16 protein-coding genes are annotated in these 16,048 nt (G+C 48.7%); 15 read left to right on the plus strand and 1 reads right to left on the minus strand.

Going from position 1 to position 16,048, the window contains the following annotated elements; genetic code table 11:
* Window positions 1-168: 168 nt before the first annotated feature.
* From udp to guaA, 15 genes are all read left to right on the plus strand, one after another.
* Window positions 169-951 (plus strand): uridine phosphorylase, encoded by a 783-nt coding sequence (gene udp / locus H6A32_RS02710; RefSeq protein WP_207753121.1) that lies wholly within the window; start codon window positions 169-171, stop codon window positions 949-951.
* Window positions 952-965: 14 nt separating this feature from the next.
* Window positions 966-1,391 carry a cytidine deaminase gene (locus H6A32_RS02715; RefSeq protein WP_138373041.1) on the plus strand — a complete coding sequence of 142 codons (426 nt, stop codon included), beginning with the start codon at window positions 966-968 and terminating at the stop codon, window positions 1,389-1,391.
* 7 nt (window positions 1,392-1,398) lie between these two features.
* Entirely contained in the window at window positions 1,399-2,589 is a 1,191-nt protein-coding gene (locus H6A32_RS02720) for a phosphopentomutase (RefSeq protein ID WP_204863695.1), read from the plus strand.
* 34 nt (window positions 2,590-2,623) lie between these two features.
* The gene (locus H6A32_RS02725) at window positions 2,624-3,811 is read left to right on the plus strand and encodes a BMP family lipoprotein (RefSeq protein ID WP_346342228.1); all 1,188 of its coding nucleotides are present in this window, start codon (window positions 2,624-2,626) and stop codon (window positions 3,809-3,811) included.
* Between the two features lie 25 nt (window positions 3,812-3,836).
* Complete coding sequence (locus H6A32_RS02730) at window positions 3,837-5,363, plus strand: ABC transporter ATP-binding protein (protein ID WP_087166855.1); 1,527 nt, start codon at window positions 3,837-3,839, stop codon at window positions 5,361-5,363.
* A 3-nt stretch (window positions 5,364-5,366) separates the two neighbouring features.
* The gene (locus H6A32_RS02735; RefSeq protein ID WP_204863696.1) at window positions 5,367-6,458 is read left to right on the plus strand and encodes an ABC transporter permease; all 1,092 of its coding nucleotides are present in this window, start codon (window positions 5,367-5,369) and stop codon (window positions 6,456-6,458) included.
* Between the two features lie 17 nt (window positions 6,459-6,475).
* Window positions 6,476-7,417, plus strand: coding sequence for an ABC transporter permease (locus H6A32_RS02740; protein WP_087166857.1), 942 nt, complete (start codon window positions 6,476-6,478; stop codon window positions 7,415-7,417).
* Between the two features lie 32 nt (window positions 7,418-7,449).
* A complete protein-coding gene (locus tag H6A32_RS02745) occupies window positions 7,450-8,718 on the plus strand; it encodes an amidohydrolase family protein (protein ID WP_204863697.1) in 1,269 nt (422 codons plus the stop codon).
* 55 nt (window positions 8,719-8,773) lie between these two features.
* Window positions 8,774-9,505: a Crp/Fnr family transcriptional regulator gene (locus tag H6A32_RS02750; protein WP_087252206.1), complete on the plus strand. Its 732-nt coding sequence runs from the start codon at window positions 8,774-8,776 to the stop codon at window positions 9,503-9,505.
* 15 nt (window positions 9,506-9,520) lie between these two features.
* Complete coding sequence (locus H6A32_RS02755; protein WP_204863698.1) at window positions 9,521-10,333, plus strand: purine-nucleoside phosphorylase; 813 nt, start codon at window positions 9,521-9,523, stop codon at window positions 10,331-10,333.
* Window positions 10,334-10,369: 36 nt separating this feature from the next.
* Window positions 10,370-11,335 carry an adenosine deaminase gene (gene add / locus H6A32_RS02760; RefSeq protein WP_204863699.1) on the plus strand — a complete coding sequence of 322 codons (966 nt, stop codon included), beginning with the start codon at window positions 10,370-10,372 and terminating at the stop codon, window positions 11,333-11,335.
* Window position 11,336: 1 nt separating this feature from the next.
* Window positions 11,337-12,008, plus strand: a complete 672-nt coding sequence (gene deoC / locus H6A32_RS02765) for a deoxyribose-phosphate aldolase (protein WP_204863700.1) — start codon at window positions 11,337-11,339, stop codon at window positions 12,006-12,008.
* 14 nt (window positions 12,009-12,022) lie between these two features.
* Window positions 12,023-12,655, plus strand: a complete 633-nt coding sequence (locus H6A32_RS02770; RefSeq protein ID WP_204863701.1) for a hypothetical protein — start codon at window positions 12,023-12,025, stop codon at window positions 12,653-12,655.
* A 194-nt stretch (window positions 12,656-12,849) separates the two neighbouring features.
* Window positions 12,850-13,323: a YbaK/EbsC family protein gene (locus H6A32_RS02775; protein WP_204863702.1), complete on the plus strand. Its 474-nt coding sequence runs from the start codon at window positions 12,850-12,852 to the stop codon at window positions 13,321-13,323.
* Window positions 13,324-13,435: 112 nt separating this feature from the next.
* A complete protein-coding gene (gene guaA / locus H6A32_RS02780; RefSeq protein WP_087252203.1) occupies window positions 13,436-14,983 on the plus strand; it encodes a glutamine-hydrolyzing GMP synthase in 1,548 nt (515 codons plus the stop codon).
* Between the two features lie 200 nt (window positions 14,984-15,183).
* Here the strand turns inward: guaA and H6A32_RS02785 are convergent, their stop codons facing one another.
* Entirely contained in the window at window positions 15,184-15,717 is a 534-nt protein-coding gene (locus H6A32_RS02785; protein ID WP_204612119.1) for a helix-turn-helix domain-containing protein, read from the minus strand.
* Between the last annotated feature and the right edge of the window lie 331 nt (window positions 15,718-16,048).

A 16,048-nucleotide genomic window follows, 5' to 3' on the forward strand; every position in this document is an offset into this window, starting at 1 on the left:
TGAAAAGTTACGTAAATGAACAAAAAGGGACTCGAGTCCTTTTTTATATGTTAAATTCCGGTTAAGATGCAAGTAAAGACGAACGAAATGAGGACAAGCCGGTATTTTTTTTGTGTAAAAATGAGAACGGATGTCCATATTACAGGTAAGGGAAAGCGAGGTATGATTATGAATTATTCAGAAAACCCGAATAAACAATATCACATTCAGGTAGGAAAAGGAGATGTCGGACGTTATGTGATTCTTCCGGGGGATCCAAAACGGTGTGCAAAGATCGCAAAATATTTTGATGCTCCGGTTTTGATGGCAGACAACAGAGAATATGTGACTTATACCGGATATCTGGACGGTGTGAAGGTAAGCGTGACCTCTACAGGAATCGGCGGTCCGTCCGCATCGATCGCCATGGAAGAGCTGGTTATGTCCGGGGCGGATACCTTTATCCGGATCGGAACATGCGGAGGAATGCAGCTGGATGTAAAGAGCGGGGACGTGGTAATCGCAAACGGGGCGATCCGTATGGAAGGGACGACACGGGAATACGCACCGATCGAGTTTCCGGCTGTGGCGGACATCCATCTTACCAACGCACTGATGGAATCAGCAAGGGAAATGGGAGCGCCGTACCATGTCGGCATCGTTCAGTGTAAAGATTCCTTCTATGGACAACACTCTCCGGAGCGGATGCCGGTCAGCTATGAGCTTCTGAATAAATGGGAAGCATGGAAGCGGCTTGGATGCCTGGCTTCCGAGATGGAATCGGCGGCCCTCTTTGTTGTAGCAAGCCACTTAAGAGTGCGGGCAGGATCCTGCTTCCTCGTTGTGGCAAACCAGGAACGGGAAAAGGAAGGACTGGAAAATCCGGTAGTCCATGATACCGATATGGCAGTCCGGGTAGCAGTGGGAGCAATCCGGAAACTGATTGAAGCGGACAAAAAGGCAGGAAAATAAAGGAGGGTGCACAGATGAGTGAAACACAGATTCAGGAACTGATTGAAACAGCCATTGCTCAACTTGCCTTCTCCTACACACCGTATTCCCATTTCAAAGTCGGGGCGGCTCTGCTTGCAAAAAACGGACAGATCTACACAGGATGCAATATAGAGAATGCTGCGTACACGCCGACGAACTGTGCCGAGCGGACAGCCGTTTTCAAGGCAGTCAGCGAAGGGATCCGGGAATTTGAAGCAATCTGTATTGTAGGCGGACCGGACGGAGAACTTTTGGATTATACACCACCTTGCGGAGTGTGCAGGCAGGTCATGATGGAATTCTGTCATCCGGACGAATTTCAGATTATCTTGGCAAAGGGAAAAGATGATTATCGGATTTATAAACTGAAAGATCTGATGCCTCAGGGATTTGGACCGGGCAATCTGGAAGAAAGGTAGGAGGAATATGAAACAGGCAAAACGGGTATTTGTAATTGTGATCGATTCTCTGGGAATCGGCGTCATGCCGGACGGGGAAAAGTTTGGAGATGTAGGAGTCAACACGCTCGGACACATTTCCGAATCAGTGGAGACCTTCCGGATTCCGGCGCTGCAAAAGCTTGGAATCGCAAATCTGACACAGCTTCGCCAGGTGCCGGCAGTAGAAAATCCACTTGGATACCAGGCGGCACTCCGGGAAAGAAGTAACGGAAAGGATACGATGACCGGACACTGGGAGATCATGGGAGTGGAGACGAAAAAGCCGTTCAAGACATTTACAGAACACGGATTTCCGAAGGAACTGATCGACGAACTGGAAAAACGGACCGGACACAAAGTGATTGGAAACAAGAGTGCCAGTGGAACGGAGATTATAGAGGAACTTGGAGAAGAAGAAATCGCAACCGGACATATGATTGTGTATACTTCAGCGGACTCGGTGCTTCAGATCTGTGGAAATGAAGAGACCTTTGATTTACAGGAACTGTACCGTTGCTGCGAAATTGCAAGAGAACTGACGATGAAAGAAGAGTGGAGAGTCGGAAGAGTCATTGCAAGACCGTATGTCGGAAAGAAACGGGGCGAGTTTGAACGGACGAGCAACCGTCATGACTATGCGTTGAAGCCTCCGGTAAAGACGGCGCTGAATGTACTTCAGGACAATGGTTTCGATGTGGTTTCCGTTGGAAAGATCAAGGACATTTTCGACGGAGAAGGCATTACGGAAGCATACAAATCCAAATCCTCCGTACACGGAATGGAGCAGACCATCGAGCTTGCGGACAAAGATTTCCACGGACTCTGCTTTGTCAATCTGGTAGATTTCGACGCAAAGTGGGGACACAGAAGAGACCCGGAAGGGTATGCGAAAGAACTGGAGATGTTTGATGAAAAATTAGCGGTTTTGCTGGAAAAGCTAAGAGAGGACGATCTTTTAATCATCACGGCGGACCATGGAAATGACCCGACTTACACAGGAACCGACCACACTCGGGAGAAAGTACCGTTCCTTGCGTATTCCAGATCCATGGAAGGAAACGGAATGCTGCCGGAACAGGATACCTTTGCGGTGATCGGCGCGACGATCCTGGACAATTTCGGGCTGTCCATGCCGGAGGAGACAATCGGAACTTCCCTGCTTTCCTGTTTAAAATAAACACCATTCTACAAAAAAAGGAGGAAAAGAAGACATGAAAAGAATGAAAAAGCTTGCCGCGTTGTTTCTGGTAATCTGCATGGCGGTTTCCGTGATCGGATGCGGACCTTCCAAGTCCAGCCAGGGTACCGGGAATTCTGATTACCGTGTGGCCATGATCACGGACAGCGGCGACATAACAGACCAGTCTTTTAACCAGACAACTTACGAAGCATGTCTTGAGTACTGTACGGAAAACAACATTGACTTTACCTACAAAAAGCCGGACGGAGATACGGATTATGCCCGGATTGCCATGATTGATGTGGCGGTAGCGGAAGGCTACAACATCATCGTCATGCCGGGATACATTTTTGCTCCGGCGCTGGTAGAAGTTACTTACAAATATCCTGATGTCAAATTTATTGCGCTGGATATGACGGCAGGAGATATCATTGCGGCAGCAGTCGGAAGCAAATACTATGACAATCCGGACGCATATGAAGCAGCCGATTATTACAACACTGAAAACACATACTGCGCGGTGTATCAGGAAGAAATCCCTGGATATATGGCAGGGTACGCGGCTGTGAAGCTTGGTTACCGGAAACTCGGTTTCCTCGGCGGTCAGGCGGTACCGGCAGTTATGAGATACGGATTCGGTTATGTACAGGGAATCAATGATGCGGCAAAAGAACTTGGAATTACCGATCAGATTGAAGTCGAGTATGCGTACGGCGGACAGTTCTATGGTTCCACAGAGGTAACAGCGGCGATGGATACCTGGTACAGCCAGGGAACGGAGATCGTCTTTGCATGCGGCGGCGGTATCTTTACCTCTGCGGCAGAAGCTGCTTCAAAAGTGGGCGGAAAGATGATCGGCGTGGACAGCGACCAGTCCCCGATTATTGACGCGTACGGAGAAGGAATGACGGTAACATCCGCAATGAAAGGGCTGGGAGCAACCGTAAAGGCGATGCTGGATTCCATCATTGTGACAAATACCTGGGAAGAACATGTCGGAAAGATCGAAAATCTTGGACTTGTGTCAGGAACGGATATGGATGTCAATTACGTAGGGCTTCCGGAAGATACGACACAGTGGAACGAAAACTTTACCGTGGACGATTACCATGAACTGGTACGGAAAATCTATGACGGGGAAATTACTATTGATAATTCCACCGAAAAGATGCCGGAAGTATCTGTCAAGGTAAACGAAAGACAAGGATCGATCATGTAAAAGATACCGGAAGGAGGAAGCAAAAATGGGAGAATATGCAGTGGAAATGCTTCACATCACCAAGAGATTTCCTGGGATTGTGGCAAACGATGACATTACGCTTCAGTTGAAAAAAGGCGAGATCCACGCGCTCCTCGGGGAAAACGGAGCGGGGAAATCCACGTTGATGAGCGTGTTATTCGGACTGTATCAGGCGGAAGAAGGAGAAATCCGCAAAGACGGGAAAAAAGTAGAAATCAAAAATCCGAACGACGCCAACGCACTTGGAATCGGAATGGTGCACCAGCACTTCAAACTGGTGGAATGTTTTTCTGTGCTGGATAATATCATTCTCGGCGCAGAGCCGGTACAGGGCGGATTTCTGAAAAAGGATGACGCAAGGAAAAAGGTAATGGAACTGTCAAACCGGTATCATCTGCAGATTGATCCGGACGCCAAAGTGGAGAATATCACGGTCGGAATGCAGCAGAGAACGGAAATTTTAAAAATGCTGTACCGGGACAATGAAATTCTGATTTTTGACGAGCCAACGGCAGTGCTGACCGTGCAGGAAATCGAGGAACTGATGCAGATCATGAAGGGACTTGCAAAGGAAGGAAAGAGTATCCTCTTCATTTCCCACAAGCTCAACGAGATCATGGAAGTTTCTGACCGCTGTACGGTTTTAAGAAAAGGAAAATACGTCGGAACTGTCGAAACAAAAGACACGACTCCGGAGAAGCTTTCCGCCATGATGGTAGGAAGAAATGTCTCCTTTAAAGTAGAGAAAAAACCGGCCGAGCCTGGCGACGTGGTGCTGGATGTGAAGGACATGACCGTTGCCGGACAGAATAAAAAGGATGCGGTGCAGGATGTCAGCTTCCAGGTACGTAAAGGCGAGATCGTCTGCATTACCGGAATCGACGGAAACGGCCAGACAGAACTTGTCTACGGACTTTCCGGTCTGGAGCCGTTAAAGAGCGGAAGTATCCATATGAATGGAAAAGATATTACAAAAGCATCTGTCAGGGAACGCTCCACTTCCGGAATGAGTCACATTCCGGAAGACCGGCATAAGCACGGACTGGTTCTGGATTATTCTCTGGAGGACAATCTGGTGCTGCAGCGCTACTTTGAACCGCAGTTTACAAGCAAGGCCGGACTGATGAAGCGAAAAGAAATCCGGGAATACTCGGACCGCCTGATCGAAGAGTACGATATCCGTTCCGGACAGGGATCCTCTACTATCGTACGTTCCATGTCGGGGGGAAATCAGCAGAAGGCGATCATTGCAAGAGAGATCGACAAGAATCCGGATCTTCTGATTGCAGTGCAGCCGACACGGGGAGTCGACATCGGAGCAATTGAATCGATTCACAGGCAGCTGATCGAGCAGCGGGATGCCGGAAAGGCAGTCCTTCTGGTCAGCCTGGAACTGGATGAAGTCATGGATGTGCCGGACCGGATTCTCGTCATGTATGAAGGAAGACTTGTCGGGGAATTCAAACCGGATGAAGTGACGGTGGAAGAACTTGGTCTTTATATGACCGGCGCCAAGAAACAGGAGGTGTAGCATATGAATACAAAAAATGAAAAGAAACGGTTCCTGGAGATCGGCGGCGTACAGACGGTCATAGCGTCTCTGATCTGTATTATCCTTGGCCTTCTGGTAGGTTATATTGTGCTGCTGTGCATCAATCCGGCCGGAGCCTGGGATGCGATGACATCTATTTTAAAGAACTTCCTGTATTTCCCGAGACCGGAAGTTGCACTGGAATATTTCGGAAGCACCCTTGCCAAAACGGCGCCGCTTCTGATGTGTACCCTGTCCATCCTTTTTGCCTACAAGGTAGGGCTCTTTAACATTGGATCTTCCGGACAGTACGCGGTAGGAGCAGGACTTGCCCTTTACCTGGCGCTTGCGTATCAGATGCCTTGGTATGTCTGCATGATCGCAGCCATGATCGGCGGAGGACTGCTCGGAGGAATCGCCGGAATCTTAAAGGCATACTTAAATGTAAACGAAGTTATCGCCGGAATCATGCTCAACTGGATCAGCCTTTACAGCGTCAACATGCTTCTGACGAACGTCAAGGAATCCAGTACGACCTATACGATGGCGCTTAAGACAAACAGCCCGGACGCCCTGATTCCGAGTCTTGGCCTGGACAAGCTGTTTTCTGACAACCGGTATGTGACGATTGCCATTCCGCTTGCAGTCATCATCGCCATTCTCGTATGGGTAGTCATGAGCAAGACAAAACTTGGATACGAATTAAAAGCAACCGGACTGAATAAAAATGCCGCAAAATATGCAGGTATGAAAGAAAAGAGAAACATGATCCTTACCATGGTGATCGCAGGATGTCTCGCAGGTCTTGGAGCTGCATTCCTTTACTTAAGCGGAATCGAGCAGTGGTCCTGTGCACAGACAGCAGTCCCGGCCATGGGATTCAACGGAATCGCGGCAGCCTTCCTCGGAGGCCTGAACCCGATCGGAAGTATTTTCTCAGCATTTTTCATCCAGCACATTACAAGCGGCGGATCCTATGTGGACAAGATGGTATACTGTGCGCAGATCTCCGATCTGATCTCGGCAATCATCATTTACTTCTGCGGTTTTGTATTATTCTTTAAATACTGCATGAACAGAAAAGCAAAGAAATAGGGAAGGAGGAAGAACATATGGCACTCTTATTACAATATACATTGATCTATGCATCAGTACTGATGCTTGTGGCCCTTGGCGGATGCTTTTCTGAACGAAGCGGTGTGATCAACCTGGGGCTGGAAGGGACCATGGTCATCGGTGCCCTCGGCGGCGCTCTGGTGATGAAGTATATGGGAGATCTTCCGGCAGCGCTGATGATTCTGGCGGTTGTCCTTGGAAGTGTGATCTTTGGTATGATCTACTCCCTTCTGCTTGCAGTATCGGCCATCAACTTCAAGGCAGACCAGACACTGGTCGGAACAGCCATGAACCTTCTTGGAACAGCGGCGGCCACTGTCATTGTCAAAGCAATCAATATGGGAGAAAATGTAAACAATGTTTCCTCTTCCATTCAGTATATCGATCAGAGGAAAGCATTCTCGGCATTTAAAATCGGAAACTTTGAAGTAAGCTGGTTTATGATCCTGGCTGTCATCCTTCTGATCGTTGCGCACGTGGTTCTTTATAAAACCCGGTTTGGACTGAGACTGCGGGCGTGCGGCGAGCATCCGCAGGCAGCGGATTCCGTTGGAATCAACGTATACAAAATGCGTTATGCGGGCGTACTGATTTCCGGATTCTTCGGAGGTCTGGGAGGAATCGTCTACATCACAGCAGGTGTCAGCGAGTGGAAATTTGAAAACGGTGTGGCAGGATTTGGATTCCTTGCCCTTGCGGTTATGATCTTCGGACAGTGGGAGCCGAAGCTGATCGGACTGGCAGCGCTTCTGTTCGGTCTGTTCCGTGCACTGTCCAACGTGTACTCCGGATTCGACATTCTGGAAGCACTCAATATCCCAAGTGCCGTTTACAACATGCTTCCATATATTATCTCCCTCGTGGTGCTGGCTCTGTTCTCAAGGAACTCCAGAGCACCAAAAGCGGAAGGAATCCCTTACGATAAGGGACAACGATAACAGACGGAAATTCAGAGCAAGGAGAGCACAACATGGAACGATTTGCGATCAGAGGACAGATCTGCTATAGTGAAAATCAAAAGACAATCCGCACCATCGAGCATGGTTACGTTGTGTGCGAAGACGGAAAAAGCATCGGAGTATTTGAAACGCTTCCGGAAAAATGGAGCGGGATTCCCTGCCACGATTACGGCGACCGGCTGATCATTCCGGGACTGATTGACCTGCATGTCCATGCACCCCAGTACCCTTTCCGGGGACTGGGGATGGACCAGGAACTGATCGACTGGCTGAATACCCATACCTTCCCGGAAGAGGAAAAGTATCAGGATCTGGAATACGCAAAAAAGGCGTATACCATCTTTCTGGATGATCTGCTTCACAGTGCGACAACGAGAGCCTGCGTTTTTGGCACCTGCCATCCGGACGCTACACTCTGGCTCATGGAACAGATGGAAGAGGCAGGACTTGCGGGCTATGTAGGAAAGGTCAATATGGACCGGAACAGTCCGGAAGGTCTGTGCGAGGAAAGCGCCAAAGCATCCGCGGAAGCGACCGAGAACTGGATTCTGGCCGCAAAGAATCTTTTCAATGTCAGACCGATTCTGACGCCAAGATTTATTCCGACCTGTTCCGATGAGCTGATGGAACGCCTCTCCGGGCTTCAGAAAAAATACAATCTGCCGATGCAGTCCCATCTCTCGGAAAATTTAAGCGAGATCGACTGGGTCAAAGAACTGCAGCCAAAGGCGACCTGCTACGGGGATTCCTACCGGATCTACGGCCTGTTTGGCGGGGACTGCCCGACCATCATGGCACACTGCGTGTACAGCGGGGAAGAGGAAATCCGGATGATGAAAGAACAGGGGGTCTTCGTCGCCCACTGTCCGGAATCCAATGCAAACCTCGCCTCCGGAATCGCTCCGGCAAGGAAATACATGGAACAGGGGATGCAGATGGGACTTGGCACCGATGTGGCGGCCGGCTCGTCGCTCTCTTTGTTCCGGGCGATGGCCATGGCCATTCAGTGCTCGAAGCTTCGATGGAGACTCGTCGATCAAAGTCAGGCGCCTCTGACAGTAGAAGAAGTCTTTTACCTGGCGACCAAAGGCGGCGGAGCATTCTTCGGAAAGGCGGGAAGTCTGGAAGAAGGGTACGAATTTGACGCCGTCGTGATTGACGATCAGAAGATCCGTCATGCCCGTCCACTTTCCGTTCGGGAACGGCTGGAGCGCCTGATCTATCTGGACGGGGATGCCAGGGTGGAAGCAAAATATATCAAAGGGAAACAGGTAATCTGACAAAGCGGGCTTTTCGTGTGCCGCTGTACCAAAAGAGAACGGTAGGTGAGAAGGAATGGAAAACAAGTATCTGGCGAAGATTCTGCCGTTTTTAGATGAGATTGAAAAAGACAGAAGAAAACAGTTTGAAGAGTATTTCCGGACAGCACCCATGTGGCTGATGGACACTTTTGTGGTGGAAGAGCTGGAAAAAGGGACGGTTTTCGTGCAGGAGGGAGAGCCTGCAGACATGATTTTCTTTATCGGGAAAGGTCTGATCAAAGCCACTGATTATCGGATTTACGGAATCAACTACGATTTTACTATGTTTGACAAGGTCTATGCATTCGGCGGAATGGAAGTCATCATCAATCTGGACAAGTACCAGACAACCCTCCAGACGGTAACAGAGTGTACCGTACTGAAAATCCCGAAAGAAGGATTCAAGAAATGGCTGGATTCGGATATAGTCGCTCTGCAGCAGGAGAGCCGGCTGATGGGCGAATATCTTCTGGAACAGGCCAGAGACAGCCGGATGCTTCTGTTTTTACAGGGAGCGGACCGGGTAGCCTTCCTTCTGATGAAACGGTACCGCAAATATGCCCAGGGCGGCGTCCTGCGGATGAAAGGCGACAGGCAGGAACTGTCGGATTTCACGGGACTCTGTGTGAAGACGATCAGCCGTTCCATCAAGAAATTCAAGGAAAACGGGATGATTACGACACAGGGAAGCAATATCATGATTAACTATGAACAATACCGCAGAATGGAGGAGATGATCTCCGGAATTCTGGCGGAGGACTTATAAAGGAGTGGATCAAAGATGGAAAAGAAATTACAGACCTGTCTTGCAAGTATCCGGGAAAAGACAGATTTCAAATCGGAAGTGGCATTGATTCTCGGAAGCGGGCTGGGAGATTATGCAGACGGAATTCAGATTGAAACGACCGTGGATTACACCGAAATCGAAGGATTTCCGGTATCTACAGTGACAGGACATAAAGGGCGCTTCGTCTTTGGATATGTAGGAGATGTGCCGGTTGTCATCATGCAGGGGAGGGTTCATTATTATGAAGGCTACCCGATGTCCGACGTGGTGCTGCCGACCCGCCTGATGGGACTTTTAGGGGCAAAAAAGCTGCTTCTTACTAATGCAGCGGGGGGAATCAACGAGAATTTCCGTCCGGGCGATTTCATGATGCTGACCGACCACATTGCCACAGGCGTGCCAAGTCCGCTGATTGGACCGAATCTGGACGAACTGGGACCTCGATTCCCGGATATGAGCGAAGTATACAGCCACAGGATCCGGGACGTAATCCGGAATGCCGCATCCGAGTGCGGAATTGACCTGAAAGAGGGCGTGTACGTTCAGCTTACCGGACCAAATTATGAGACGCCGGCCGAAGTACGGATGTGCAAAATCTGGGGCGGCGACGCTGTCGGTATGAGCACTGCCTGCGAGGCAATGGCGGCACGCCATATGGGTATGGAGATCGGAGGAATTTCCTGCATTACAAACCTGGCAGCCGGCATCAGTAAAGAAAAACTGGACCATAAAGAAGTGCAGGAGACCGCAGACCGTGTTTCCAAAGACTTCAAACGGCTGGTAACAAAGATTATCGAAACGATGTAGGACTGATTTCGAGAGACGGAAGAAAGGCGTGAATATATGGATATCAAAACAATTCCGAAACTGGATCTGCACTGTCATCTGGATGGCTCTCTGACAAAAGACATGATCGAGCGGCATCTGGGGAAACCGATACCGGAGGATGCCCTGACGGTGTCGGAGGACTGCCGGAGCCTGACAGAATATCTGGAAAAATTTGATCTGCCGGTACAGTGCCTGCAGGACGAGGCAGGACTGGAAGACGGTGCGTATACCTTTGTAGAAGAGATCGCAAAGGAACATGTAGAATATATTGAAGTCCGGTTTGCTCCGATGCTTTCGGTTCACGAAAACTTAAGCTGCGCAAAGGTAATTGAGTCCGTGCGGAAAGGAATGGAGCGGGCGAAGACAGATTTTCAGGTACAGTACGGGATCATCGTCTGTGCCATGAGAAATCACAGCCCGGAGCAGAACCTGTCCATGCTGAAATGTGCAAGGGAATATCTGGGACACGGTGTCTGTGCCCTGGATCTGGCAGGGGATGAATCCGCATTTCCGACCGCGGAGTTCCGTGACATTTTTGTGGAAGCAAAACGTCTGGGCATGCCGTTTACCATTCATTCCGGGGAAACCGGAAATCTGGAAAATGTCCGGGAAGCCTACGAACTGGGGGCCAGACGGATCGGACATGGCATCGCGCTTCGCAAGGATCCGGAGCTGATGAAAGCCTACGCAAAGGCCGGTATCGGTGTGGAGATGTGTCCGACCAGCAACTTTCAGACGAAGGCAGCAGCAGGATGGGAAGACTATCCGCTTCGCCAGTTTGTAGATGCAGGAATCAAGGTCAGCATCAACACAGACAACCGGACGGTCAGCGGAACAACCATGACAAAAGAGCTGACAAGAGTTTATGAGCAGTACGGTCAGGATGACGAACTGATTCTCACCCTGCTTCGCAATGCCGCAGAGACGGCATTTGACCCGGAAATCAAAGAGACACTGGAAACGAAATGGAAAGGGATTTAAGATGGAAAAGAAAGAAATTTTGAAATATGTAGACCATACCCTGCTGACTCAGGGAGCAACCTGGGAGGAGATCCGCCAGATTCTGGATGACGCCATGAAATATGAGACGGCGTCCGCCTGCATCCCGGCGTCCTATGTAAAACAGGCAGCAGATTATGTGGAAGGGAAACTTCCGATCTGCACCGTGATCGGATTCCCGAACGGGTACAGCACAACGGCAGTCAAAGTATTTGAAACAAAAGACGCTATCGCAAACGGAGCCTCCGAGATTGATATGGTTATCAATATCGGTTGGTTAAAAGATAAGAAATATGAGGCGCTGGAAGACGAAATCCGCCAGATCCACGAGGCATGCGGCGGCCGTATTCTGAAAGTGATCATCGAGACGTGCCTGCTGACCGAAGACGAAAAGATCAAGATGTGCGAGATTGTCACAAAAGCAGGAGCAGAATACATCAAGACATCCACCGGATTTTCCACCGCAGGTGCAACTTTTGCGGACGTGGAACTGATGCGGACTCATGTTGGATCTGACGTCAAAGTGAAAGCGGCAGGAGGCATTTCATCTTTCGATGACGCGGAAGAATTTATCCGCCTCGGAGCGGAGCGTCTTGGAACAAGCAGACTGGTGAAAATCATGAAAAACAGCCCGGACGCAGGAGCCGGATACTAGAAGGAGGAGACCGCGTGGATACCCATATGATTGTGGAGCTCGTCGGGTATTTCGGCTCCGCCCTTGTACTGCTGTCCTTTCTAATGACCTCGGTGGTCAAGCTTAGGATCATCAACATGGCCGGCGGAGTGATCTGTACGATCTACTCTCTCGTGATCCATGCATATCCGACGGCAATCATGAATACCTGTCTCGTTTTGATCAATTTTTACTATTTGATGCGGATCCGGAAAACGGAGAGAGCCTACGATGTGATTGAAGGAAAAGCGGAAGAATCCATGCTGCGTTATTTTGTGAAACGATATGCGACGGACATTCAGAAATACTTTCCGGATTTTAACGCATCGTCCAAGACAATGGAAGGCTGCAACGCCGCCTACATCGTTTGCCATGACGACGCTCCGGCAGGAATTCTGATCGGAAACCGGAGGCCGGACGGAGAGCTGGATGTAATCCTGGACTATTCCACCCCGGCATACCGGGACTGCTCGGTGGGGAAATATCTGTATTCCCGCCTGAAGGAGCAGGGAATCCGGAAACTGAGTTTTGCAGGAACTCCGGGGCCTCACGAATACTACTTGCAGACGATGGGATTTGTAAAAGAAGACGGAACATATGTCAAGGAACTGGATCAGAATGAGAATTAAAAGCAGAGTATAGAAAAGGGAGTTAGAATAAAACAATTTATTTAGCAGGAAAGCAAAAGAACAGGTGCGGAAAGAGCGGCGAGGGAGCTGGACTTTTCGTGCCTGTTTTGGTTCCTGGGAAAGCGGATTTACTTCCGGACAAGGATTGGCTATAATGAAGAGAGGAAAAGAAAAGGAAAAGTAGGTGAGTACCAATGTCTTTTGAACTGGTAAAGCAATATTTTGAAGAGGATGGAATGGGAGAACGGGTCATGGATCTTGCACAGTCCAGCGCTACCGTGGAAGAGGCGGCGCTGGCGATAGGCTGTGAGACGTGTCAGATCGCGAAAACCATGTCCTTTTTCGTGGACGACGCCCCGATTCTCATTGTCCTGGCCGGCGACACCAAAATCGATAATAAGAAGTACAAAGCCCAGTTCCACCAGAAAGCCAAAATGATTCCCTGGGATCAGGTGGAAGAGGCTGTAGGCCATCAGCCGGGCGGCGTCTGCCCGTTTGTAACCAAACCAGGCATCCCGGTTTATCTGGACGAATCTCTGAAACGCTTCGAGCGGGTATATCCGGCGGCAGGAAGCGGACATAGCGCCGTGGATCTGACGGTGGAGGAACTGGAAAAGTATTCGGGGTGTGAAAAATGGATTGATGTGGGGAAAAGGAGCGGGGAGTGAGAGAAAATAGAGTAAACTTCCCATTTCGCCCATTTTCGGAAAATTCACTTGTAAATCAGAGGGTGCTATTCTATAATAGAAGAACCACAAAGGAAAAGAAGGAGGGTAACCCGTGAAAAACGAATTAGTAATTGTGCTTGACTTCGGCGGACAGTACAACCAGCTGGTGGCAAGACGTGTTCGTGAATGTAATGTATATTGCGAGATCTATTCCTACCGTATTGATATTGAAAAGATTAAGGCAATGAATCCAAAGGGAATCATCCTGACCGGCGGCCCGAACAGCTGCTATGAGGCAGATTCTCCGACATATACAAAAGAATTATTTGAACTCGGTATCCCGGTTCTCGGACTCTGCTACGGAGCACAGCTGATGATGCATGTGCTTGGCGGAAAGGTAACAAAAGCAGAAGTCAGAGAGTACGGAAAGACCGAGGTTTTGATTGATAAGAAAGATTCCAAAGTGTTTGAAGGTGTAGAAGATGCTACGACCTGCTGGATGAGTCATTTTGATTATATCGCACAGGTTGCGCCGGGATTTGAGATCACAGCGCACACAGCAGACTGCCCGGTTGCAGCAGCTGAAAATGCAGAGAAAAAGCTGTACGCAATTCAGTTCCATCCGGAAGTACTTCATACAGTTCGTGGAAAAGAGATGCTGTACAATTTCGTACGCGGTGTCTGCGAATGTTCAGGCGACTGGAAGATGGATGCGTTTGTTGAAAATGCAGTTGCAGATATCAGAAATAAAGTGGGAGACGGCAAAGTTCTGCTGGCACTGTCCGGCGGTGTTGACTCTTCCGTAGCAGCAGGACTGCTTTCCAGAGCGATCGGAAAACAGCTGACATGCGTGTTTGTAGACCATGGACTTCTTCGTAAAAACGAAGGAGATGAAGTAGAAGCGGTATTCGGACCGGAAGGAAACTTTGACCTGAACTTCATCCGTGTCAACGCACAGGAAAGATATTACAACAAACTTGCAGGTGTGACAGAACCGGAACAGAAGCGTAAAATTATCGGTGAAGAATTCATCCGTGTATTTGAGGAAGAGGCAAAGAAAATCGGTGCCGTAGATTTCCTCGCACAGGGAACGATTTATCCGGACGTTGTAGAGAGTGGGCTTGGCGGAGAATCCGCAGTGATCAAATCCCACCACAACGTAGGAGGACTTCCGGACTTTGTTGATTTCAAAGAAATTATCGAGCCGCTCCGCGATCTTTTCAAAGACGAAGTTCGTAAAGTAGGACTGGAGCTTGGCATTCCGGAAGATCTGGTATTCCGTCAGCCATTCCCGGGACCGGGACTTGGAATCCGTATCATCGGAGAAGTTACAGCTGAGAAAGTACGGATCGTGCAGGATGCAGACGCAATCTACAGAGAAGAGATTGCAAACGCAGGACTGGCAAGAGAAGTCAATCAGTACTTTGCAGCGCTCACAAATATGCGTTCTGTTGGAGTTATGGGAGATGAAAGAACCTATGACTATGCAGTGGCACTTAGAGCAGTAAAAACGATCGACTTCATGACAGCTGAAGCAGCTGATATCCCGTTTGAGGTGCTGCAGAAAGTCATGAGCAGGATCATCAACGAGGTGAAAGGAGTCAATCGCGTATTCTACGATTTGACAAGCAAACCACCAGGAACGATTGAGTTCGAGTGATGAAATGAGTTGTAAGAATCCAGTGTTTATGCGGGATTCAAGCAAATTTGTTTAAGCGTTGGCAACGATTTGGCAACATTATTGCATTATTCATCAAACAAAAATACTTCAATAACATAAAAAACCTTACTGATTTTCAGGTATGTTGAAGCTGAAAGTCGGTAAGGTTTTTTGCATTTTGGAGGGAAGAAAAGCGGTTTTTAATCGGATTCATGGTCTTTTTTCAGAGATGCTACAAGATAGTCACTTAATTCCTGTGAGGGGACGACTTTATGTTGGTGTTTTACAGTATCATATTCGGGATATTTGTACCGCCACTGGTCGTATTCCTCTTTGGTTATCTCTCCACGTTCCAGACGGGCAGCCTGTTCCTGCCATGCGTGGAACATATCAAACATGGTGGAGTAGGTGGAGCCGGTGGACTTATCCAGCCTCAGGCAAACTTCCCCGTCAATTTCTCCGATTTTCAGTCCGTACATATCTTCCAATGCAAAGAGTGTGTGCATCAGTCCGATGTAGCTGTCTATCTCCGGGACAGTGATTGCACGAGGACTTACATCAAGGATATGTGCCATTTCTTTTACAAGGTCTTGTTTCGGCGTTCTGGCTTCTGATTCGTATTGCGCCATACGGACATCAGAAGTCTTTCCGAGAAAACCGAGGATTTCGCCTAGCTGCTTCTGCGTCATGCCTTTCCGATTGCGGAAAAAGCGGATTCGTTTGCCGATTGCCATAATAAAACCTCCGTTGTAGTTATAGTGATACAACCATTCTTGACTTAAACAAATTTGTTGAATTTAGTATAACACGGCACAGCAGGAATAGCAAGAGAAACTTAAATAAAAAAAGTTAATATTTTTCTGTAAACCACTTGACTTAACGGAATTTATTTAGTATTATAAATATAACTTAAACAAAAAGAGTTAAAAACTGAATGACCGTCCAAACTGAACAAACGCCATGACTTCCAGAAATGGAACGAGCGGCTCTTATATATGAGGGACTGGCACAGCGCCGAACAGGGAGGCAGAACGGCGAAGATTTTAAAGGAAAGGGGGACGATAA

The organism is Drancourtella massiliensis (assembly GCF_016900655.1).
GTDB lineage: Bacteria > Bacillota > Clostridia > Lachnospirales > Lachnospiraceae > Sellimonas > Sellimonas catena.